This window comes from Gilliamella intestini, assembly GCF_900094935.1.
Taxonomy (GTDB): domain Bacteria; phylum Pseudomonadota; class Gammaproteobacteria; order Enterobacterales; family Orbaceae; genus Gilliamella; species Gilliamella intestini.
The window spans coordinates 1-19387 of sequence record NZ_FMBA01000039.1 but is presented as its reverse complement, the minus strand read 5'-3'; the positions used below and the strand labels follow the sequence as shown (position 1 = coordinate 19387).

At 32.2% G+C, this 19387-nt stretch carries 12 protein-coding genes; 4 read left to right on the top strand and 8 right to left on the bottom strand.

Going from position 1 to position 19387, the window contains the following annotated elements; all coding sequences use genetic code 11:
* On the bottom strand, window positions 1–215 hold a 215-nt coding region (locus GA0061080_RS09345), incomplete at its 3' end, for a helix-turn-helix domain-containing protein (protein ID WP_141683129.1).
* A 170-nt stretch (window positions 216–385) separates the two neighbouring features.
* Window positions 386–1435: a beta/alpha barrel domain-containing protein gene (locus tag GA0061080_RS09340; RefSeq protein ID WP_091124607.1), complete on the bottom strand. Its 1050-nt coding sequence runs from the start codon at window positions 1433–1435 to the stop codon at window positions 386–388.
* Between the two features lie 547 nt (window positions 1436–1982).
* Between GA0061080_RS09340 and GA0061080_RS09335 the strand changes: the two genes are divergently transcribed.
* From GA0061080_RS09335 to GA0061080_RS09325, 3 genes are all read left to right on the top strand, one after another.
* Entirely contained in the window at window positions 1983–4754 is a 2772-nt protein-coding gene (locus GA0061080_RS09335) for a flavocytochrome c (protein ID WP_091124604.1), read from the top strand.
* Between the two features lie 30 nt (window positions 4755–4784).
* Window positions 4785–5750, top strand: coding sequence for an FAD:protein FMN transferase (locus tag GA0061080_RS09330; RefSeq protein WP_091124601.1), 966 nt, complete (start codon window positions 4785–4787; stop codon window positions 5748–5750).
* Between the two features lie 239 nt (window positions 5751–5989).
* Window positions 5990–7450 carry a DASS family sodium-coupled anion symporter gene (locus GA0061080_RS09325; RefSeq protein WP_091124597.1) on the top strand — a complete coding sequence of 487 codons (1461 nt, stop codon included), beginning with the start codon at window positions 5990–5992 and terminating at the stop codon, window positions 7448–7450.
* A gap of 82 nt (window positions 7451–7532) precedes the next feature.
* Here the strand turns inward: GA0061080_RS09325 and GA0061080_RS09320 are convergent, their stop codons facing one another.
* The 4 genes from GA0061080_RS09320 to GA0061080_RS09305 all read right to left on the bottom strand — a co-directional run bounded on the left by GA0061080_RS09320 (window position 7533) and on the right by GA0061080_RS09305 (window position 13382).
* Window positions 7533–9059 (bottom strand): Ppx/GppA phosphatase family protein, encoded by a 1527-nt coding sequence (locus GA0061080_RS09320; protein WP_091124593.1) that lies wholly within the window; start codon window positions 9057–9059, stop codon window positions 7533–7535.
* 10 nt (window positions 9060–9069) lie between these two features.
* The gene (gene ppk1, locus GA0061080_RS09315) at window positions 9070–11127 is read right to left on the bottom strand and encodes a polyphosphate kinase 1 (protein ID WP_091124590.1); all 2058 of its coding nucleotides are present in this window, start codon (window positions 11125–11127) and stop codon (window positions 9070–9072) included.
* Between the two features lie 105 nt (window positions 11128–11232).
* Window positions 11233–12645, bottom strand: coding sequence for a pyruvate kinase PykF (gene pykF / locus GA0061080_RS09310; protein ID WP_091124586.1), 1413 nt, complete (start codon window positions 12643–12645; stop codon window positions 11233–11235).
* A 314-nt stretch (window positions 12646–12959) separates the two neighbouring features.
* On the bottom strand, window positions 12960–13382 hold the full coding sequence (locus tag GA0061080_RS09305) for an META domain-containing protein (protein ID WP_091124581.1): 423 nt from the start codon (window positions 13380–13382) through the stop codon (window positions 12960–12962).
* 75 nt (window positions 13383–13457) lie between these two features.
* Here GA0061080_RS09305 and hrpA point away from each other — a divergent pair, with 75 nt between their 5' ends.
* Window positions 13458–17345: an ATP-dependent RNA helicase HrpA gene (hrpA, locus tag GA0061080_RS09300; protein WP_439330227.1), complete on the top strand. Its 3888-nt coding sequence runs from the start codon at window positions 13458–13460 to the stop codon at window positions 17343–17345.
* A 64-nt stretch (window positions 17346–17409) separates the two neighbouring features.
* Here hrpA and GA0061080_RS09295 read toward each other — a convergent pair whose 3' ends face one another.
* The gene (locus GA0061080_RS09295) at window positions 17410–18453 is read right to left on the bottom strand and encodes a YdgH/BhsA/McbA-like domain containing protein (protein WP_091124576.1); all 1044 of its coding nucleotides are present in this window, start codon (window positions 18451–18453) and stop codon (window positions 17410–17412) included.
* 50 nt (window positions 18454–18503) lie between these two features.
* A complete protein-coding gene (locus GA0061080_RS09290) occupies window positions 18504–19091 on the bottom strand; it encodes a helix-turn-helix domain-containing protein (RefSeq protein ID WP_167349215.1) in 588 nt (195 codons plus the stop codon).
* Between the last annotated feature and the right edge of the window lie 296 nt (window positions 19092–19387).

Below are 19387 nucleotides of genomic sequence, written 5' to 3'. Positions count from 1 at the left end.
TCTATATGTGGCTCTACCCGATTTTTTTCGATAGGCTTTTTACGACTGATTTCTTGAAGCGCAAGCTCACCCCCTTGCTCATACAGTTTTTTAAAGCGATAATAACTATCTCGACTGTATCCCATGACTTTGCAAGCTTGTTGAACGTTACCGAGTTGCTTAGCTAATTCTAGTAGTCCTAATTTAGGTTTAATGATTTTGGCGGTTTGATTCATTTCTGACTCTCCTTTTTGTGTTATAAAATAACTTAAATGTCAGATTAAGTAAAGACTATTGCACTTTATTTATTATTAGATTTTATTGCTAACCTGCTCTTTATTTATTAAATAGAAAAAACAGGGCATAGCGCCCTGTGCTGATAATATTTATATTTTTTCATTTAAAGTTACAGACTCTTTTTTATTTCTATTGCAAGGAGTGGATTCCACATAGCACCAGTTGCACTCATAACTGCATCAGCACCATTTTTTATAAATTGATGATAATGTTCACTAGAACTAACTCCACCGACGCCCACAATAGCAAATTTTAGATCCATTTGTTTACGATATTTAGCTAAACGACTCACCATATCTAAACCGGCCCAACGAATTGCATCGCCACAGACACCGCCTTCTTTTCTATTTTCACCTAAAGCAGGGTTTCCTTTAGCATCAACAGGTTTAGCTGATAGAGTGTTGATTGCACTTAAACCGTCGATAATAGAACCTACGCGAGTTAATAAAGAAACGATCCTTTCATCATCAGGGAAATAGGCTAGTTTTAAAATAAGTGGGCGATCAGGAACTGCTGTTTTAATAGCGTTAACAATTCGTTCGACTTTATCTATATCAAAGCAAAGTAGTTTACTTGCTCCTTCGTTCGGGCAACTTAAATTTGCTTCAAGAATAGGTGCATTGGTTTCTTTAACTAATTTTGCGGCTAAAGCATAATCATTTTCTATTTCTCCATTGCTTTGCGTACCTTGAAAACTACCTATAACACATTGTCCATGACCCGCAGATTTTACAGCATCAGCCATATCAGGTTGCCAAACATCAGGCGAAAAAGAGGGAACTCCAAACGAATTGGTTATTGATAATGGTTGATTGTAATTGGTATCGGCTAGCACAGTATCTAAGTTAGATGATAATTTATCGTTAGGATGGACTGACAAAACATTAGGTAATGGATGACATTTATGTAATTTAGTTCTTACCGTCTTATATACACATAAATCAAATCCATAAGCAAAAGCAGCTTTGATATAGTTTGCGTTTAGTAGGGGGCCTGCTGGTTGACCAAATGGTAAATTAACCTCAACATTTAAAAATTTTGAAGATTTTGTTGGGACTTGTTGTGCTTTATCTAATTGCTTGAAAAGTCCAAATGGACCTTGAGCATAATTATCTTCGTAACTTATAGATGGATCATAAAAAGGGGTTAAAGATTTCATACTGTCTCCTGATTGTGCGTATTCTCAACAAAAAATTGATTATTAATGTAATAAAAGAAAAATGGATAGATATGAGGTTTAAAGCCAAAAAAAATCCTCCATAAAGGAGGATTAAAAAATAGAATAAATAAAAAATCGAAAGTTGATTTTAATCTGTTAATTGGTATTACAAACATTCCGATATTCTCTTGCGTTATACTTCAAAATATTTTATCTCAGATAATTTAAAGTTCAACATGAAAATCACAAAAAATATATAACTAAATGAAAAGGTTACAGTGTTTTTTTTTAGATTCTTAATTGTGAGTTTGATAATTAAAGCACAATAAAATATTAAAAATTGACAGAATTTTACTTTATTTATATTGATAATTTTCTAATTAACTAATAAAACTAAAAAATTTTTGTCGAAAAAATGATACTAATCACTATTTACTATTAGTAAAACAGGCATTAATGAAATTAATGTAATTGGATAATAATTATTGTTAATGTTATCATCATTAGTATCTATGAAGATTGAATAATAATGATTAGGTATATAAAAATGAAAAATGAACATATTTTTAGTCCAATAACTCTACCTAATGGCGTTGAACTAAAAAATCGTATAATGATGGCTCCAATGACAACTTGTTCTGGTTTTTATGATGGTTCAGTTACTCAAGATCTAATCGAATATTATCGTGTACGATCTGGTGAAATCGGGACAATTATTGTTGAATGTGGATTTGTTGATAATAAAGGATTAGCTTTCCCTGGCGCTATTGGCTTAGATAGTGATGATAAGATTGAAGGCTTAGCTAAAATTGCTAAAGTGATCAAAGAAAAAGGATCGAAAGCTATTATTCAAGTTTATCATGGTGGAAGAATGGTTGAACCAAAATTAATTGGAGGTCAATCGCCTGTGGGACCAAGTGCAATAGCAGCACCACGCCCTGGTGCAGCAACACCAGTAGCACTAACTGCTGATGAAGTAGATGAAATGATCGATAAATTTGGTCAAGCAGTGCGTCGTGCAATTCAAGCAGGGTTTGATGGCGTAGAAATCCATGGAGCTAATACTTATTTAATTCAACAATTCTATTCTCCTAATTCAAATCAACGAAATGATAAATGGGGTGGAAATCGAGATAATCGTACAAGGTTCCCTCTTGCTATCTTAGATGTTACCCATAACATGGTTAAACAATATGCAACTCCTGAATTTATTGTTGGATATCGTTTTTCACCAGAAGAATTAGAAGTACCAGGAATTCGTTTTGATGATTCTATGTATTTGCTTGAAAAATTAGCTGAAAAGGGGCTTGATTATATCCATTTTTCAATGGGAACAACACTTAGGCCATCCATTGTTGATACACAAGATCCAACGCCATTAATTAAAAAATATGTGGCAATGCGATCTGAAACATTAGCGAAAATCCCTGTTGTTGGTGTCGGAAATGTTGTTAATCAAAGTGATGTAGAAGATGCTATTAATAATGGCTATGATTTAGTTGCGGTTGGTCGCGCTTGTATTGCTTATCCTGATTGGATTGACCGTATTGAAAAAGGTGAGAAGCTTGAACTTTTTATCAATAGTGATAAGCGTGAAGAACTAAATATTCCTGAACCTTTATGGCATTTTTCGCTTGTTGAAAGTTTGATTCGGGATGTGAACCTTAATGTTAAAAAATTCAAACCAGGCAATTATCAAGAAAAAGTTAATGATGAATCTTATGAATTTTTGATTAATGTTGAATTAGGAAATGATTTTATCAAAGATATACAACTCGTTAATGCTAACAACTTTGATAGCGAAGTATTAAATAATTTTACTGAAATTAAGCATCGAATTATTGACTCTAACAGTCCACATGTTGATGCTATTTCTGGCGCAACGACACAATGTGAGGCATTTAAAAAAGCTGTAACTAAAGCGATGGCAAAATCTAATAAAGAAGCAATTATTGCCGAAGGTGGTGATCCTAATGATCGCGCTTTTGATGTTGTGGTTGTTGGTAGTGGCGGAGCAGGGCTTTCTGCGGCGATTCAAGCACATGATCTTGGTGCAAATGTCATTATTATCGAGCAAATGTCTGTGATTGGTGGTAATACTAATAAAGCATCGGCAGGTATGAATGCTGCAGAAACCAAATTCCAAAAACTAAAAGGTATTATAGACAATAAAGAACTCTTTTATAAAGAAACAATGACTGGTGGAAAAAATAAAAATAATCCTGAGTTATTGCGTTATTTTGTTGAAAATGCGCCAAATGCAGTTAATTGGTTAGATGCTAACGGTATTGAATTAAGTGGTATTACCACAACGGGGGGAATGAGCATTGATCGAACTCATCGTCCTGAAAGTGGTGCTGCTGTTGGTGGTTTTTTAATTAGTGGTTTAGTTAAAAATATTAATAAACGTAATATTGAAGTTATGCTTGATATTGCTGTTACTGAAATTGTAACCGAAAACCATAAAGTTATTGGTGTTAAAGTTTCAGAAGAGGATGGTTCAACTCATTTAATAAAAACCAAAGCTGTTATTATTGCAACAGGCGGATTTAGTGCTAATACTACAATGGTTGAAAAATATCGCCCCGATCTTAAAGGATTTGTCACTACCAATCATAAAGGGGCAACTGGTTCTGGTATTATGCTATTAGAGAAATTAGGCGCAGGAACTGTTGATATGGGTGAGATACAAATTCATCCAACAGTTGAACAAACAACATCATATTTAATTTCTGAATCTATTCGTGGTGGTGGTGCAATATTGGTATCGCAAAAAGGTCAACGATTTGTTAATGAACTTGATACAAGAGACAACGTTTCAGCTGAAATTATCAAATTACCTGAACATTATGCTTATATCCTATTTGATCAACAAGTTCGAGATGAAAATAGATCTGTTGAAGAATATGTTTCAAACGAACTTGTAAGTCAAGCAAATACGCTTGAGGAATTAGCACAAAAACTATCAATTGATAGTAAAACATTAGCGAAAACGGTTGAACGCTACAATCAATTTGTGACAGCTAAACACGATGAAGACTTTGGCCGAACTACTGGCATGCGTCATCCAATTCAAAAAGGACCTTTTTATGCAATAAAAATTGCACCAGGTGTCCATCATACAATGGGAGGGGTAACAATTAACACTCAAACACAAGTATTAGATGCTGATAAACAGGTAATCCAAGGTGTATTTGCAGCTGGTGAAGTTGTGGGCGGTGTACATGGTGCTAATCGTATTGGTGGTAATGCTGTTGCCGATATCATTATATTTGGTACGCAAGCAGGTAAAAAAGCGGCTGATTATATTAAACATTAATTTGTGATAACTCTGTGAGCTTTGTTTAGCATGGTAAATGCAAACTATGAATATACTCAACATTTAATGGGAACAACGGTTTCATTAATGCTTTTAGAGCCTAATGAAACCGCAGTGCAAAGTGTTTTTGAGACCATAAAAATACTTGAGTACAAACTAACTGTTAACAGACCGTTATCCGAAGTTATGTCAATTAATTTAGCTGCTGGGCAACATCCCGTTACAGTAAGTAGACCTGTTTTTTCTTTGATTGAACAAGCTCAAAAGGTAAGCTTACACTTTAATAGCTGTTTTAATTTAGCTATTGGTCCTTTAGTTAAACTTTGGAAAATTGGCTTCCAAGGCGATCAAGTTCCTTCTGTAAAATTAATTAAACAACAACTTTTATTAACAGATCCTAAAAATATTGAACTTGATGCAAATAAACATACTGTTTTTTTAAAAAAAACAGGAATGGAAATTGACTTAGGTGCAATTGCTAAAGGATATATTGCTGATGTTATCAAATCGATTTTACTTCAATATCAAGTTTACAAAGGGATCATTAATTTAGGTGGTAATGTATTTGCGTTGGGGTCATCTTTAACAGATGATAACGGCTATTGGCATATTGGGCTTCGAAAACCATTTTCAACGGATGATAAGTTATCAGGTGTAATTAAAGTTATAAATAAGTCGGTTGTCACATCAGGAATTTATGAGCGATTTTTTATACAAAATGGTCATCTTTATCATCACATATTCGATCCACAAACAGGCTATCCATTAGATAATGAATTAGAAAGCGTGACTGTAATTTCAGATTCTTCTTTAGAAGGTGATATTTATTCTACGGTTTTTTATGGATGGGGACTTGATAAAAGTAGGGAATATTTGCAAAAGCATCCAAATTTATCAGCCATATTTTTGTTAAAAAATAAAACAATAGCATTGGTAAATCCTAATAATTTTATTTTTCAAAAAAGTGATAAACAATACACAATAAAACTAAATTAAACATAAATATAGCAACAAAAAGCTGTCAAGAAACATATTGATTTTATTGAAGTTTTTTGAGTTTTATTTTGATGTATTTTAATTAAAAGACAAGCAATTCTAAATAAAAATGGTTAGAAAAGCTATTGATTCTATTAGGTTTTTATTTTTTCAAAAGAATAAACTTAATAAATAATCAAATAAAAAATAGAATTAAATCTTAACTTATTAAAAATATTTAAATTCAAAAGGAAAATACTATGAACGTAGTAAAAAAACCGCCAGTAAAATGGCTACCGCTCATCATTATTGCGGCAATTTCTGCAGTACTTTGGTTGTATGTGACTCCTCCTGAAGGTATCAGCCAACAAGGTTGGCAAACCAGTATTATTTTTGTGGCTACTATTGCCTGTATTGTGGCCGAAATAATGCCAATTGGAGCTATTGGCTTATTGGCAATTACCGTTTTTGCTGTATTAAGGCCATCTGGTGCAGATACAAATGCGGCAGCTATTGAAATCGCCTTAAGCGAATTAAATAGTAGCCTTATTTGGTTGATTGTTATAGCTTTTATGATTGCTCGAGGCTTTATTAAAACAGGGCTAAGTAAACGCATAGCCTATTATCTTGTTAAAATTTTAGGAAAAAATACATTAGGACTTGCTTATGGTTTATCTGTTACTGATATTGCATTGGCACCAGCTATTCCAAGTACAACAGCACGTGCTGGCGGTGTTATTTATCCAATAGCGGAAGCGCTAGCAATCAATTTTAAATCAAATCCTAAGGATGAATCAAGAAACCGCATAGGCACTTTTTTAATGCTAACAATTAGTCATGTGAACGATATCACCTCGGCAATGTTTTTAACGGCATTTACTGGTAACTTATTGGCAGCTAAATTAGTTACAACATCATTAAATATTACATTAGGATGGGGGCAATGGTTTGTTGCAGCCATTGTGCCATGCTTAGTTTCATTTGCCGTGATTCCTTTAGTTATTTATTTCTTAACTAACCCAGAACTAAAAAAAACACCAGAAGCCCCTAGACTAGCGGCAGATGAATTAAAAAAAATGGGTCCAATTACCATTAAAGAAATCATTATGGGTGGCACTGTCGTTCTATTATTGGTGCTCTGGATTTTTGGCAAAAGATTTGGTATTGATTCAACAGCTACAGCCTTTATTGGTTTAACTATTTTAATTTTAAGCGGTGTATTAAGCTGGGATGATATTAAAGGTGAAAAAGCTGCTTGGGACACATTAATATGGTTTGCTGCGCTACTTATGATGGCAGACCAAGTGGATAAACTTGGTGTAACAAAATGGTTAGGCGACACTATAGGTGGTGCAGTGCAAGGATACTTAGGTCAAAGTAGTTGGGTATTTGTAATAATTGCTTTAAGTGTTGCTTATGTTTATTTACATTACTTTTTTGCTAGCGGAAATGCCCATATTTCAGCTCTATTTCAAGTATTCTTACTTGTCGCTATCGCACTAGGTGTACCACAATTAATTGCTATCTTTTCATTAGTAATTTGTACTAATTATTTTGGCTCTATTACTCAATTTGCTAATGCAAGAAACCCATTATTATTTGCTGAAGGCTTTGTTCCCGTAAAAACATGGTGGAAAGTAGGGTTCATTTGTAGTGTTGTTAATTTAGTAATTGTTTTTACTGTTGGTATTTCATGGTGGAAGATTATTGGTCTTGGTTAATAACAAGCAGATAATGATATTTTTAATTATTGTTTATACCGCCAATTTGGCGGTATTTTTATATATAAAATAGAATTTATAGCTAATTAACTAATTCAATTGATAGTTTCCAATCATTAATTGCTTTCCAATATTTTTTTTCTTGTTCTAAATCAAGCAATATTAATTTATTATTTTCAACAAATTCATGGTTAATTTCTAAAGTCACTTTAGTTAGTTTATTTTTTAATAATTTTAGACGAAATGCCTGTAAATCAATTTCTGAATTTCGCTGATTATTGATGAGTATAGATAATCTTAGGATTTGCATTAGCGGTATTATATGTTTGTATTCAAATAAACTAAAATAAGGTATAGCATCAATATTGATCGACTTTCTATGGTAACGAACAAGCGTAGATAATAGTAATTGTTGTTCTTCATTGAACCCTGGTAAATTACTATTTTTTAAAATATAACTTGAATGTTTATGAATTGATGAAAAGTTAATTGTTAACCCCACTTCATGTAACAAGGCAGCCCAATATAAAATGGATTCAATATTAGGCGGAATTGTAATTGGTGCTTGTTGTTGCCATTGTGAGAAAAAATATTTTGCAGTTTTAACAACTTGTTTTGCATGGCGTTGATCTATGTTGTAATGTTCTGAAAGCGATTGTGCCGTGTTTTGTCTAATATCTTGGCAATTAGGACCGCCAATTAATTCGTAAAATATGCCTTCTCGTAATGCACATGGGCTAAATTGTAAAGCCTCTAGACCCAATGCATTAAAAATGCCACTAAATATAGCTAGCCCACTAACAAATACGTTTTTCCTTTCTTGGGATAGTGAAGGATAGTTGATATCGTGAAAGGATTCAAATTCTAAAATATAACCAATTAAATCATCAAGCCTTTTAGGCGTAATAATGCCATCACAGACACCAAGATCTAATAATATTTGATAAATCGATTTTATGGTTCCTGATGTACCAAATGCGACAGTAATATTTAATTTTTTTATGGTATTAACCATACCTTCAATTTGCTGTTCTGCAGCAAGTTTTGCTCGTTGAAAAGAGACCACATTAATTTTTTGGTCATGAAAAAACTGTTTTGTATAAGTGACACAACCCATGGGGCGACTAGCGACTATCAAAGGTTTTAAATCATTTCCTTTTCCTATTGCAATTTCAGTTGATCCTCCGCCGATATCTATTACGAATTTTGTATCAGTTGAGGATGTTGATTCCGCAGTCATTGTGCCTAAATAGACAAGACGAGCTTCTTCTTGACCTGAAATAATTTCAATAGGGAAAGGAAATACTTTAGCCGCAGCCATTAAAAACTTCTGTTTATTTTTTGCTACTCTTAATGTATGAGTTGCAACAACTCGAACGTGTTCTTGTGGGAATCCATTTAATCGCTCAGCAAATAGTGCAAGGCACTGTGCTCCTCGCATTATGCTTGATTCACTTAGTTCATTATTAACATTAAGCCCTGTTGCTAGATGTATATTTTTTTTATTTTTATAAATTACCTGTATCGCATCATTAATCACACGAATAATTACCATATGAAAGCTATTTGAACCAAGATCGACTACTGCATACTCATTGAATTTTTTCATTTTAAAGTCCTTATTCAAATGATTCTATCTGTTTCAAATAATCATAAATAGCATATTGAGCCCTGTTTTTTTTCTTATTACCTCTTTGAACATAATTATTAGTTGCATCTTTATCAATAATGCGAGCTTTTACATTATCATTGCATTGAATATGAAAAATATTATGAATAGTTGATTTTATTATTGGATCGAAGATTTTTACTCCCACTTCAATACGATTATCTAGGTTACGAGGCATCCAATCAGCAGAAGAAATATAAGTATCTTTTTTCCCATCATTTTCAAAAATATACACACGAGCATGTTCTAAAAACTGATCAACAATACTTATCACAGTAATGTTTTCGCTTAAATTTGAAATTTGTGGTACCAAAACACAAGTTCCTCTTACTACCATTCTAATTTTTACACCAGCGCAAGATGCACGATATAATTGATCTATCATATCTTTGTCGGTTATTGCATTGAGCTTTAAATAGATACCTGCGGCTTTACCTGCTTTAGCATTATTTATTTCTCGTTGGATAAATTCATAAAATCTCAATCGGGTATTTTGTGGGGACACAAGTAAATGATGGAAAGAAACTGGTTTAAATGGGTTTTCAATAAAATTAAATACATTTTTAACTTCATCTGTAATTACAGGATCTGCAGTTAATAACGAAAAATCGGTATAAATTCTTGCAGTCCTTTCATTAAAATTACCTGAACCAATATGGGCGTAACGAACAATTTCGCCATTTTCTTTACGATCAATCAAAAATAATTTGGCGTGGATCTTTAGTTTTGGTTGTGAATAGATAACTTTAATTCCACTACTAATTAATCGTTTTGCCCATTTTATATTTGCCTCTTCATCAAACCTTGCCTGTAATTCAACAACTACAGTGACCTTTTTACCATTATTGGCTGCATTAATTGCTGCGTGAATAAAACGTGAGTCTTTCGCGACTCGATAGATATTCATGCGAATATGTGTAACAGATGGATCAAACGAAGCCTGACGCATAATTTCTAGTACGTGTCCAAAAGAGTAGTAGGGATAATAAAGCAATACATCTCGATCTTTAATCGCATCAAACGAATTACGAAATTGTTTAAATCGATTATAACTTAGACTAGTAATTTTTTTATTTAACAGCCTTTTTTGTCCAAAGTCAGGAAATTTCACAAGATCTTTAAAATTAGGATAACGACCTCCAGGCATTGCATCTTGTTCGGTTAATCGTAACTTATTGATCAATAATTCAAATAAGGCGTTGGGCATGTCTTTTTGATAAGTAAAACGTACGGGCTGTGCTGTTAAGCGCTGTTTTAAGCCTTGAGACATAAGTTCAAGCAAGCTATCTAACTCAGTATTTAATTCGTATTCCGCATCTCTGTTGATATTAATTGAATAAGCATTTAATTCTTTAGCATCAAAAAACTCTTTAAAAATGTCAGATAAACAGTAGCGCAATATGTTATCTAGAAAAATAATAGATTTATTTTTAGTTGATACTTCTGACGGTAATAATACAAAACGAGGAATATTATCTGTTGGTAGTTCAAGCAGTGCATAACTGATGTTATCTTCACAAATAATTTCTACTGCCAAATAAGCATGGTCATCTTTTAAAAATTGAATAAGTTCGGTATGACTATCGAGTAAGATAGGAGTGATGTATTGTCTAAGATTTTTTTTATAATAATTTTTTATCCAGTTTTCTTGATACGATGAAAGTTGCCTTTCATTAATTAGGAAGATTTGATTCCTAGCCATTTCTAATAACAATTCATTATAAAGCTGATCAAATTGCAGTTCTAATTGAATAACTTTTTGATTTACTTGTCGTAATAATTTTTTAGCATTAGATGAAGAATGAACTTGTTCTTGCTCAATAAGTACATATTTTTTTAAGTTAGCAAACTGTACTTTATAAAATTCATCAAGGTTACTTGAGTATATACCCAAAAAATGTATTCGCTCGATAAGCGGATTACTTTTATCGGCAGCTTCTTGCAAAACTCGCTGATTGAAAGATAACCAGCTAAGCTCTTTAGGTAAATATACTTTTTCTTCAATCATGGTCGTGTTTTAACTCTATCAATAATATTTTATACAGAATAACTTATGTAAATAAAAAAGCTAGCAGGTCGCTAGCTTTTTTTATTTTATATAAAAAATTTAACGTTAAATGCGATGAACCGATGTTGTGTTAGTTGTTCCACTTGGTACCAATGCTCCAGACACCATTACAATAATTTCGCCTTGCTGTAAACCACATACTTTTACAGCCATCTCTTTACCTAAACGATAAAAATCGTCCGTTGAGTTAATTGAATCAATCAAAATAGGTTCCACGCCTTTAGTTACAGCTAATTGATTAACTGTTTTTTGACTTGATGAAAGTGCTAAAATACGAGCTCTAGGGAAGTAATGACGGACTTCACGAGCAGATTTACCACTGCGAGTTGCAACCACAATTAATGGAGCATTTAAGCGTTCAGCGATTTCTACAGCACCACAACAAACTGCTGAGGTTATACTTAATTTTTCATCTTTTGATGTTAATTCTAACGAAGCAGGAATTGTTTTGTCTGTGCGTTTACAGATAGTTGCCATGACATTGACTGTTTCAAGCGGATATTTACCTTTAGCGCTTTCACCTGAAAGCATAACAGCATCTGTTCCGTCAATAATAGCGTTAGCCACATCACCCGCTTCAGCACGAGTAGGGCGTGGGTTTTTAATCATTGAATCAAGCATTTGTGTTGCGGTAATAACTGGTTTTGAAGCTTTATTACATTTTTTGATCATCATTTTTTGAGCAAAAATAACTTCTTCAACCGCAATTTCAACACCTAAATCGCCACGAGCAACCATTATACCATCAGAAGCTTCAAGAATTTCATCAAAGTTATCTAAACCTTCTTGATTTTCGATTTTAGAAATGATTTTAATGTCTTCTCCACCGTGAGCTTTTAAGTGAGCACGAATATCTTCAACATCAGAACGTTTACGAATAAATGATGCAGCAATAAAGTCAACACCTTGTTCACAACCAAAAATAAGGTCGTTTTTGTCTTTTTCTGCAAGCGCTGGTAACTTAATTGAAACACCCGGTAAATTGATACCTTTGTTTTCACCAAGATCACCATTATTTAAAACCGTACAGATAACTTCGTTACCTTTGATTTCTTTAACGTCCATGGCAATTAAACCATCATCGACAAGTACACGATTGCCAGGTTTTAGGTCATGAGCAAAGCCATCATAAGTTACAGCTACTCGCTGGGCATTTCCAACGACGGTTTTATCTGTGGTAAAGGTAAATGTTTGACCTGCCACAAGTGATACATCATTACCGCCTTCTAACTTTATGGTACGAATTTCAGGTCCTTTAGTATCTAGCATAATAGCAGCTTTTAAACCTGTTTCTTGCATCACTTCGCGTAAATTTTTAATACGGTTGCCATGTTCTTCATAATCGCCATGAGAAAAATTTAAACGCATAACATTCATGCCTGCATTTAATAATTTTGCTAACATTTCTTTTGATTCAGATTTTGGCCCAATAGTACAAACAATTTTTGTCTTTTTCATAATATTATCTACTAATAGTTAAGGTTAATGTTTAGATTTTAAATAAACTGAGTTTGCGCAAAAAAAAACCAATGCTGACGCATTGGCATATAAAAAGGTATAAGTACCTGATGGAGGACACTTTTTTTACATACAATATTTGAAAAATTAACTATTTTCATCAAAATTTTTTATCCTTTAAAAACTAAGTATATTATAGCCTTAACTAGATTTTAAATAAAGTTTTTTATCATTAACTGGGATTGCCTTTGATGAAAATTAAGAAGAGAAACATATTGGCTTTGATATTTGTTTATAAGATGTTTCTAAATGGGTTACATTAGATCTTTGAGTTGATAAATAAGTTCATTTTCCTGATTCTTTAAAGTTAACTGTCCCTTATTCAAGCTTACTGTTGCCCCCTCTGTTATTAGTTTTGTGATAATACCATCTAATTTATCTAGCTGATTATCATTACAAATCATTTTAGTCATACCAACATTAGGAGCTTTGATTTTTTCGTTTTCCAATGTCACTTTAGCAACAAATCTATTACACATTTTTCCAATAACGTTCATGTTTTCGCCAAACTCTATTTCAGCTTCGTTATCAACAGGAACATCTTGCCCATTTGCTTTTATTAGCACAAAACGATGGTGAGTAAGATCTTCTGCTTTTATTTTATTAGTTTCACCACAGCCAGACAAAATTAAAGCACTAGCAAATAGCGTTGTGGTAAGTATTAATGTCTTTTTCATATTAACTCCTAATGATAAGTAAAGTTTGTTATAATTAATCTTATAGAAAATTTCATGAGATTTATTTTACTCTTTATGTTATTTGAACAGCAATTAAAATTTTTAGAATCAATGACTTTCTTGGATAAAAATAAAATTTTAAAATCGTCTAAAAACGGCAAGAATATAGTTAAAATTGATTTAGATATAACTCAAGCAGTGTTACATTATCAAACTAGATTAAAATCGTTACCCAAGAAGATTGATTTTCCACATAATTTACCTGTTGTTGAAAAAAAACGGGTGATTTTTGATGCAATTAATCATCATCAAGTTGTTATCATCGCTGGCGAAACAGGTTCAGGAAAAACTACACAAATTCCTAAAATCTGTTTAGAATTAGGGTTAGGAGTAAAAGGGTTTATAGGTCATACTCAACCAAGGCGACTCGCTGCCCGATCAGTGGCTAATCGCATAGCTGAAGAGTTAAAAACTGAAATAGGGCAGTTAGTAGGTTTTAAAGTTAGATTTTCAGATCATATTAGTGATACAACACTAATCAAATTAATGACTGATGGCATATTGCTTGCAGAAATTCAAAAAGATAAGCTGTTATTACAATATGATACCATTATTATTGATGAAGCGCATGAACGTAGTTTAAATATTGACTTTATTCTTGGTTACCTTAAACAATTATTACCGAAGCGTCCTGATTTAAAAGTTATAATAACATCAGCAACGATTGATGTTGAACGATTTTCAAAACATTTTAATCAAGCACCCATTATTGAAGTATCAGGGCGAACTTATCCCGTTGAAGTTAGGTATCGCCCACCGATATTGGATAACGATAATGATTCAAACAATAAAAATAGTGATTTTCAACACATTATTGATGCAATTGATGAGCTGTCAGCAGAAAGCTCTGGCGATATACTGATTTTTTTAACAGGTGAAAGAGAGATTCGAGATCTTGCTGATACATTGAATAAATTAGATCTTCGTCATACAGATATTTTACCTTTATATGCAAGATTATCAGCATCTGAGCAAAATCGAATTTTTCAATCACACACTAAAAGGCGAATAGTTCTAGCTACTAATGTGGCAGAAACCTCTTTAACTGTACCTGGAATTAAGTATGTTATTGATCCTGGCTTAGCTAGAATTAGTCGCTATAGTTACCGTACTAAAGTTCAGCGTTTGCCCATTGAACCCATATCCCAAGCATCAGCTAACCAACGCAAAGGACGGTGTGGGCGGACTTCTGATGGTATTTGTATACGTTTATATGATGAACAAGATTTTTTGTCACGTCCTGAATTTACTGAACCTGAAATTTTGCGAACCAATTTAGCATCAGTGATATTACAAATGACTTCTTTAGGCTTAGGTGATATTGCTGCATTTCCTTTTGTTGAAGCACCTGATTCGAAATATGTTCGTGATGGTATCCGATTATTAGAAGAACTTGGCGCAATATTTACAAAGCATCATCAATATCATTTAACCCAAATAGGAAAAATTTTAGCGCAATTACCAATTGATCCAAGATTGGCCAGAATGCTTGTTGAAGCAAGGCAATTAGGTTGCATCAAAGAAATCATGATAATTACTGCAGCTTTATCGATTCAAGATCCAAGAGAAAGACCTTTTGATAAACAACAAGCTTCAGATGAAAAACATCGTCGTTTTATTGATAAGGAATCAGATTTTATTTCTTTGATTAATCTATGGAATTATATTGAAGAACAGCAAAATATATTATCAGGAAACCAATTTAGACGATTATGTCAAAAAGAGTTTCTAAATTATCTTCGTATTCGAGAATGGCAAGATGTTTATACACAAATAAGACAAACGATAAAACAATTGGCTTTTCCTATAAATAGTCAATTAGCTGATTATCGTTCACTTCATATAGCTTTATTGAGTGGTCTACTATCCCATATCGGTATGAAAGATCTTGAAAAAAACGAGTATATTGGTGCTCGTAATATTAAATTCGCAATTTTTCCTAATTCAGCTCTTTTTAAAAATCAGCCTAAATGGTGTATAGCTAGTGAATTGGTTGAAACAAGTCGCTTATGGGGAAGAACTGTCGCTAAGATAGATGCTGGATGGATTGAATTGATAGCAAAACATCTGGTTAAGTATAGTTATAGTGAACCAAGATGGTCAAAAAAGCAGGGAACCACAATAGCAAACGAAAAAGTAACTTTATTTGGGTTGCCAATTGTTACTAATAGAATAGTAAATTACAGTAAAATTGATCCTATTTTAAGTCGCACTCTGTTTATTCGGCATGCATTAGTTGAAGGTGATTGGTTAACAAATCATAAATTTTATAAGCAAAATCAAAAATTGATTACTGAAGTTGAAGGGTTAGAGCATAAATCACGTCGCCAAGATATTTTAATTGATGATGATGAATTATTTGATTTCTATGATAAACGCATAGATAAATTCGTTATTTCATCTAGACATTTTGATAAATGGTGGAAGCAGAAACAAAAATCTGATCCTGATTATCTTAATGTACAAAAAGAGATGCTGATCAGGCAATCAGCACAATTAATTAATTTAAATGATTTTCCTGATTTCTGGTATCAAGATCATTTTAAGCTAGCACTAAGTTATCAGTTTGATATTGGTCATAACCGTGACGGTGTCACTATAAAAATTCCACTTGATATCTTAAACCAAATTAAAAACAAGGAATTCGATTGGCAAGTGCCAGGTTTTAGAAAAGATTTAATAATTGCACTAATCAAATCATTGCCTAAATCATTACGACGTAATCTTGTCCCAGCACCAAATTATGCAGATGCATTTTTAGGTAGGGTAGATACCACAGAAAAACCGCTTCTTGAATGCTTAGAAAATGAATTTTATAAAATGACTGGTGTGAAAATTACATCAGAAAATTGGCAATTAGAACAAGTCCCTGAACATTTAAAAATGAATTTTAGTATTATTGATAGTAATAATAACGAAATTGCTTCAAGTAAAGATATTGATATGCTAAAACAGCAACTCAAAACTCAACTTCAACAAGCTTTATCATCTATTACTATTAATAAAAAAGATAACTCAATTGAGCAAAATAATTTAACAGATTGGACATTTGGAAAACTTCCTGATGTTTATGAAGAAAAACAAAAACAAAAAAACTATACTGTTAAGGCTTATCCAGCAATTATTGATAATCAAAATTCCGTAAGTATAAAGTTAGTTGATAATCAATCAGAGCAACAAAGATTAACTAAATTAGGTTTAAGACGCTTATTAATGCTTAATATTCCTTCTCCAATCAAATATTTACATGAAAAATTACCCAATAAATCAAAATTAAGTTTATATTTTAATTCGTTTGGTAACGTGTTAATGCTTATTGATGATTGTATCGCTTGTGGTATTGATTATTTAATTGAAACAAATAATAAAGCAATTCATTCAACTGATGATTATCAGCAATTACTTGATTATACTAAAACTCATATTAATGAAATAGTTGTTGATATTGCTAAGCAAGTCGAATCAATACTAACTTTGAATTTTAGCATTAATAAAAAGTTAAAAGGGCGCGTTGATTTATCTTTAGCATTTGCCTTGTCAGATATTAAACAGCAGCTTAATAAATTAGTTTATAAAGGATTTGTTGCTCAATCAAGTTATAGAAGATTGAATGATATCCCTCGATATTTAGTTGCAATTGAGAAAAGAATTGAAAAATTATTTCAAAATATGGCAAGAGACAGACAATCAATGAGTATTATAGAAGATGTTCAGAATCAGTATGATAATTGGATTAATAGTTTACCAAACAATCAACGATCAGACACTAAAGTGATAGATATCCGTTGGATGATTGAAGAATTAAGGGTAAATCTATTTGCTCAGCAATTAGGTACACCATATCCCATTTCAGCAAAACGTATTAAGCAACAAATCGATACGGTAAAATCAGTATTACAATAATCAAATAAAAAATATTTTATTCGATAAAAAAGAGGGCGCATATGCGCCCCATTATCTATGTAAATTAACGATAAAGATCAACAAAAACAGTTATGTTTGGACCATTTGAATCATGAGCAATTCGAGCTATATGATAATATTTAGCACCCGCATCAATAGCTCGTTTACCAGCCTGATAAGAAATTTCTTGATCAGTAACATAGTATCCTCTAAACTTTATTGTATCAAATGCAACCATTTTTGCTGCCGTTGCATCATTCAATTCTTGAATTTTTCGTCCATCAGGAAGTGTGACAGTGTAACGATTAACGTGTTGAGGTTCTGATACTGGAGTAGCTTCAGATTTAGTGGTACTAGTCGATATAGAAGTTTCAGGTTTGTTACTTGGCTGATCAATAACTTTTACTTTATTATTAAATTTATCCGCATAAAATTTTTCATTAAAAGCTGAAGGAGAATAATAACCAGGTTTTTCTACCTGCATAGCCGCATCACCACCTTTCGCTAGAGCTTGTTGGCCTGCTTCAGAGTCATATGGAATTGCATCCTCGGGTTGAAGTTTACGTTCAGGTGCATCTTTCTTAAACAAATAAGCCGCAACTTGTATATTACTACCTAATTCACTACGTGAATCAATATAATAAGCATAAGCACCTTTTGATGAGGCTTCTTTAGCAACAGCCTGATTTATATCATATTCATTAGGAAAATATCCACGAATACGAACAATATTAAAAGGTTCTAAACGGATTGCTTTAGACTTTGGATATTCATATATACCTTCAAATTTACGCAAATTTTCAACTTGTTCTTCTGCTTTTGGGGCATCAGCTTTATATAATTTAGCGTAAACAATGCGTAAAGTATCATTAGAGGGGCTAATATTGGTTGTAGTTATAAAAAAGGAAGCTGCACCTTCTTTATCTGCAGCTTTTGACATAGCTAAAACATAATCACTATCAGTATAAAATGCACCACGAATAGTTATGCTCTTAAACGACTGTAAATCTTTAGCTTGTTGCTCAGTTAGTTGTTGAGCCGCAAACGAGGAAAAAGAGACTGCTAGAGCCATAGTTCCTAAAATAAATGTTTTCTTTAAACTTGTCATACATTAAGACCTTACAATAAATTATTGTGATTATTTTAACATAAATAAATTTAATTACCTAAATTCATCAAAGCATTTAAATCTTTAATAAATATATGTTTTCCTTTAGCTGATAAAATATTTTGCTCTTGTAATTTAGTTAAATTTCTACTCACTGTTTCAATTGTTAAACCTAAGTAGTTAGCAATATCAGCACGATTCATCATGAGCTTAATATTTAATGAAGAATGTCCTTTTTGTTCATAACGTCGATAGAGAGAATAAATAAAAGTCGCAAGTCTTTCATCTGCTTTTTTCTGTGAATAGCATAATACCAATTTTTGATAATTATAAATATCGGAGCTTAGTAAATTAAATATCATATCCCTAACATTTTTTTGTGTATCAATTAGCGACATTAATTCATCATAATAAAGTTCACAGACAAGAGTATTACTAAGAGCTTGAATATTATTGTTATATTTCTTTGTTGAAATTGAATCTAAACCAACAATATCACCAGGTAAATAAAGGCCATTAATTTGTTGGTAATTATCTGAAGTTGTGACAAAAGTTTTTAATGCACCTGAATGTATAATATAAAATTTTGTAAAAGGTATATTTGCTGTAACTAGTATTTCATCTTTGGCATAAGGCATTTTTCGATCTAATATATTACCTAAATTATTATTAAGTAACCTAGGAATACAAAGAGAACTTATACTACATAATTCACATGGGACGGAATAGCTTTTTGAACGTAATGTCTTAAAAATATTTTGCATAGAATAGAAAAGTATAATCATATGTACTAGGCGATTAGGTTATCATATTTTATGAATAAAACAAAAATTACTCACTATTATTTGATTGTTTAATAATGTTAACTAGTAGGAACCAATAATAAGAAAACAATTTCATAACACTACGCATTATTTAACATAATATATATTAT

Coding starts and splice junctions, on each gene's coding strand:
- GA0061080_RS09330 (WP_091124601.1), top strand. CDS start 4,785: ATGGTAAATGCAAACTATGAATATACTCAACATTTAATGGGAACAACG.
- GA0061080_RS09340 (WP_091124607.1), bottom strand. CDS start 1,435: ATGAAATCTTTAACCCCTTTTTATGATCCATCTATAAGTTACGAAGAT.
- GA0061080_RS09320 (WP_091124593.1), bottom strand. CDS start 9,059: ATGAAAAAATTCAATGAGTATGCAGTAGTCGATCTTGGTTCAAATAGC.
- GA0061080_RS09295 (WP_091124576.1), bottom strand. CDS start 18,453: ATGACAAGTTTAAAGAAAACATTTATTTTAGGAACTATGGCTCTAGCA.
- GA0061080_RS09290 (WP_167349215.1), bottom strand. CDS start 19,091: ATGCCTTATGCCAAAGATGAAATACTAGTTACAGCAAATATACCTTTT.
- GA0061080_RS09325 (WP_091124597.1), top strand. CDS start 5,990: ATGAACGTAGTAAAAAAACCGCCAGTAAAATGGCTACCGCTCATCATT.
- GA0061080_RS09335 (WP_091124604.1), top strand. CDS start 1,983: ATGAAAAATGAACATATTTTTAGTCCAATAACTCTACCTAATGGCGTT.
- pykF (WP_091124586.1), bottom strand. CDS start 12,645: ATGAAAAAGACAAAAATTGTTTGTACTATTGGGCCAAAATCTGAATCA.
- ppk1 (WP_091124590.1), bottom strand. CDS start 11,127: ATGATTGAAGAAAAAGTATATTTACCTAAAGAGCTTAGCTGGTTATCT.
- hrpA (WP_439330227.1), top strand. CDS start 13,458: ATGTTATTTGAACAGCAATTAAAATTTTTAGAATCAATGACTTTCTTG.
- GA0061080_RS09305 (WP_091124581.1), bottom strand. CDS start 13,382: ATGAAAAAGACATTAATACTTACCACAACGCTATTTGCTAGTGCTTTA.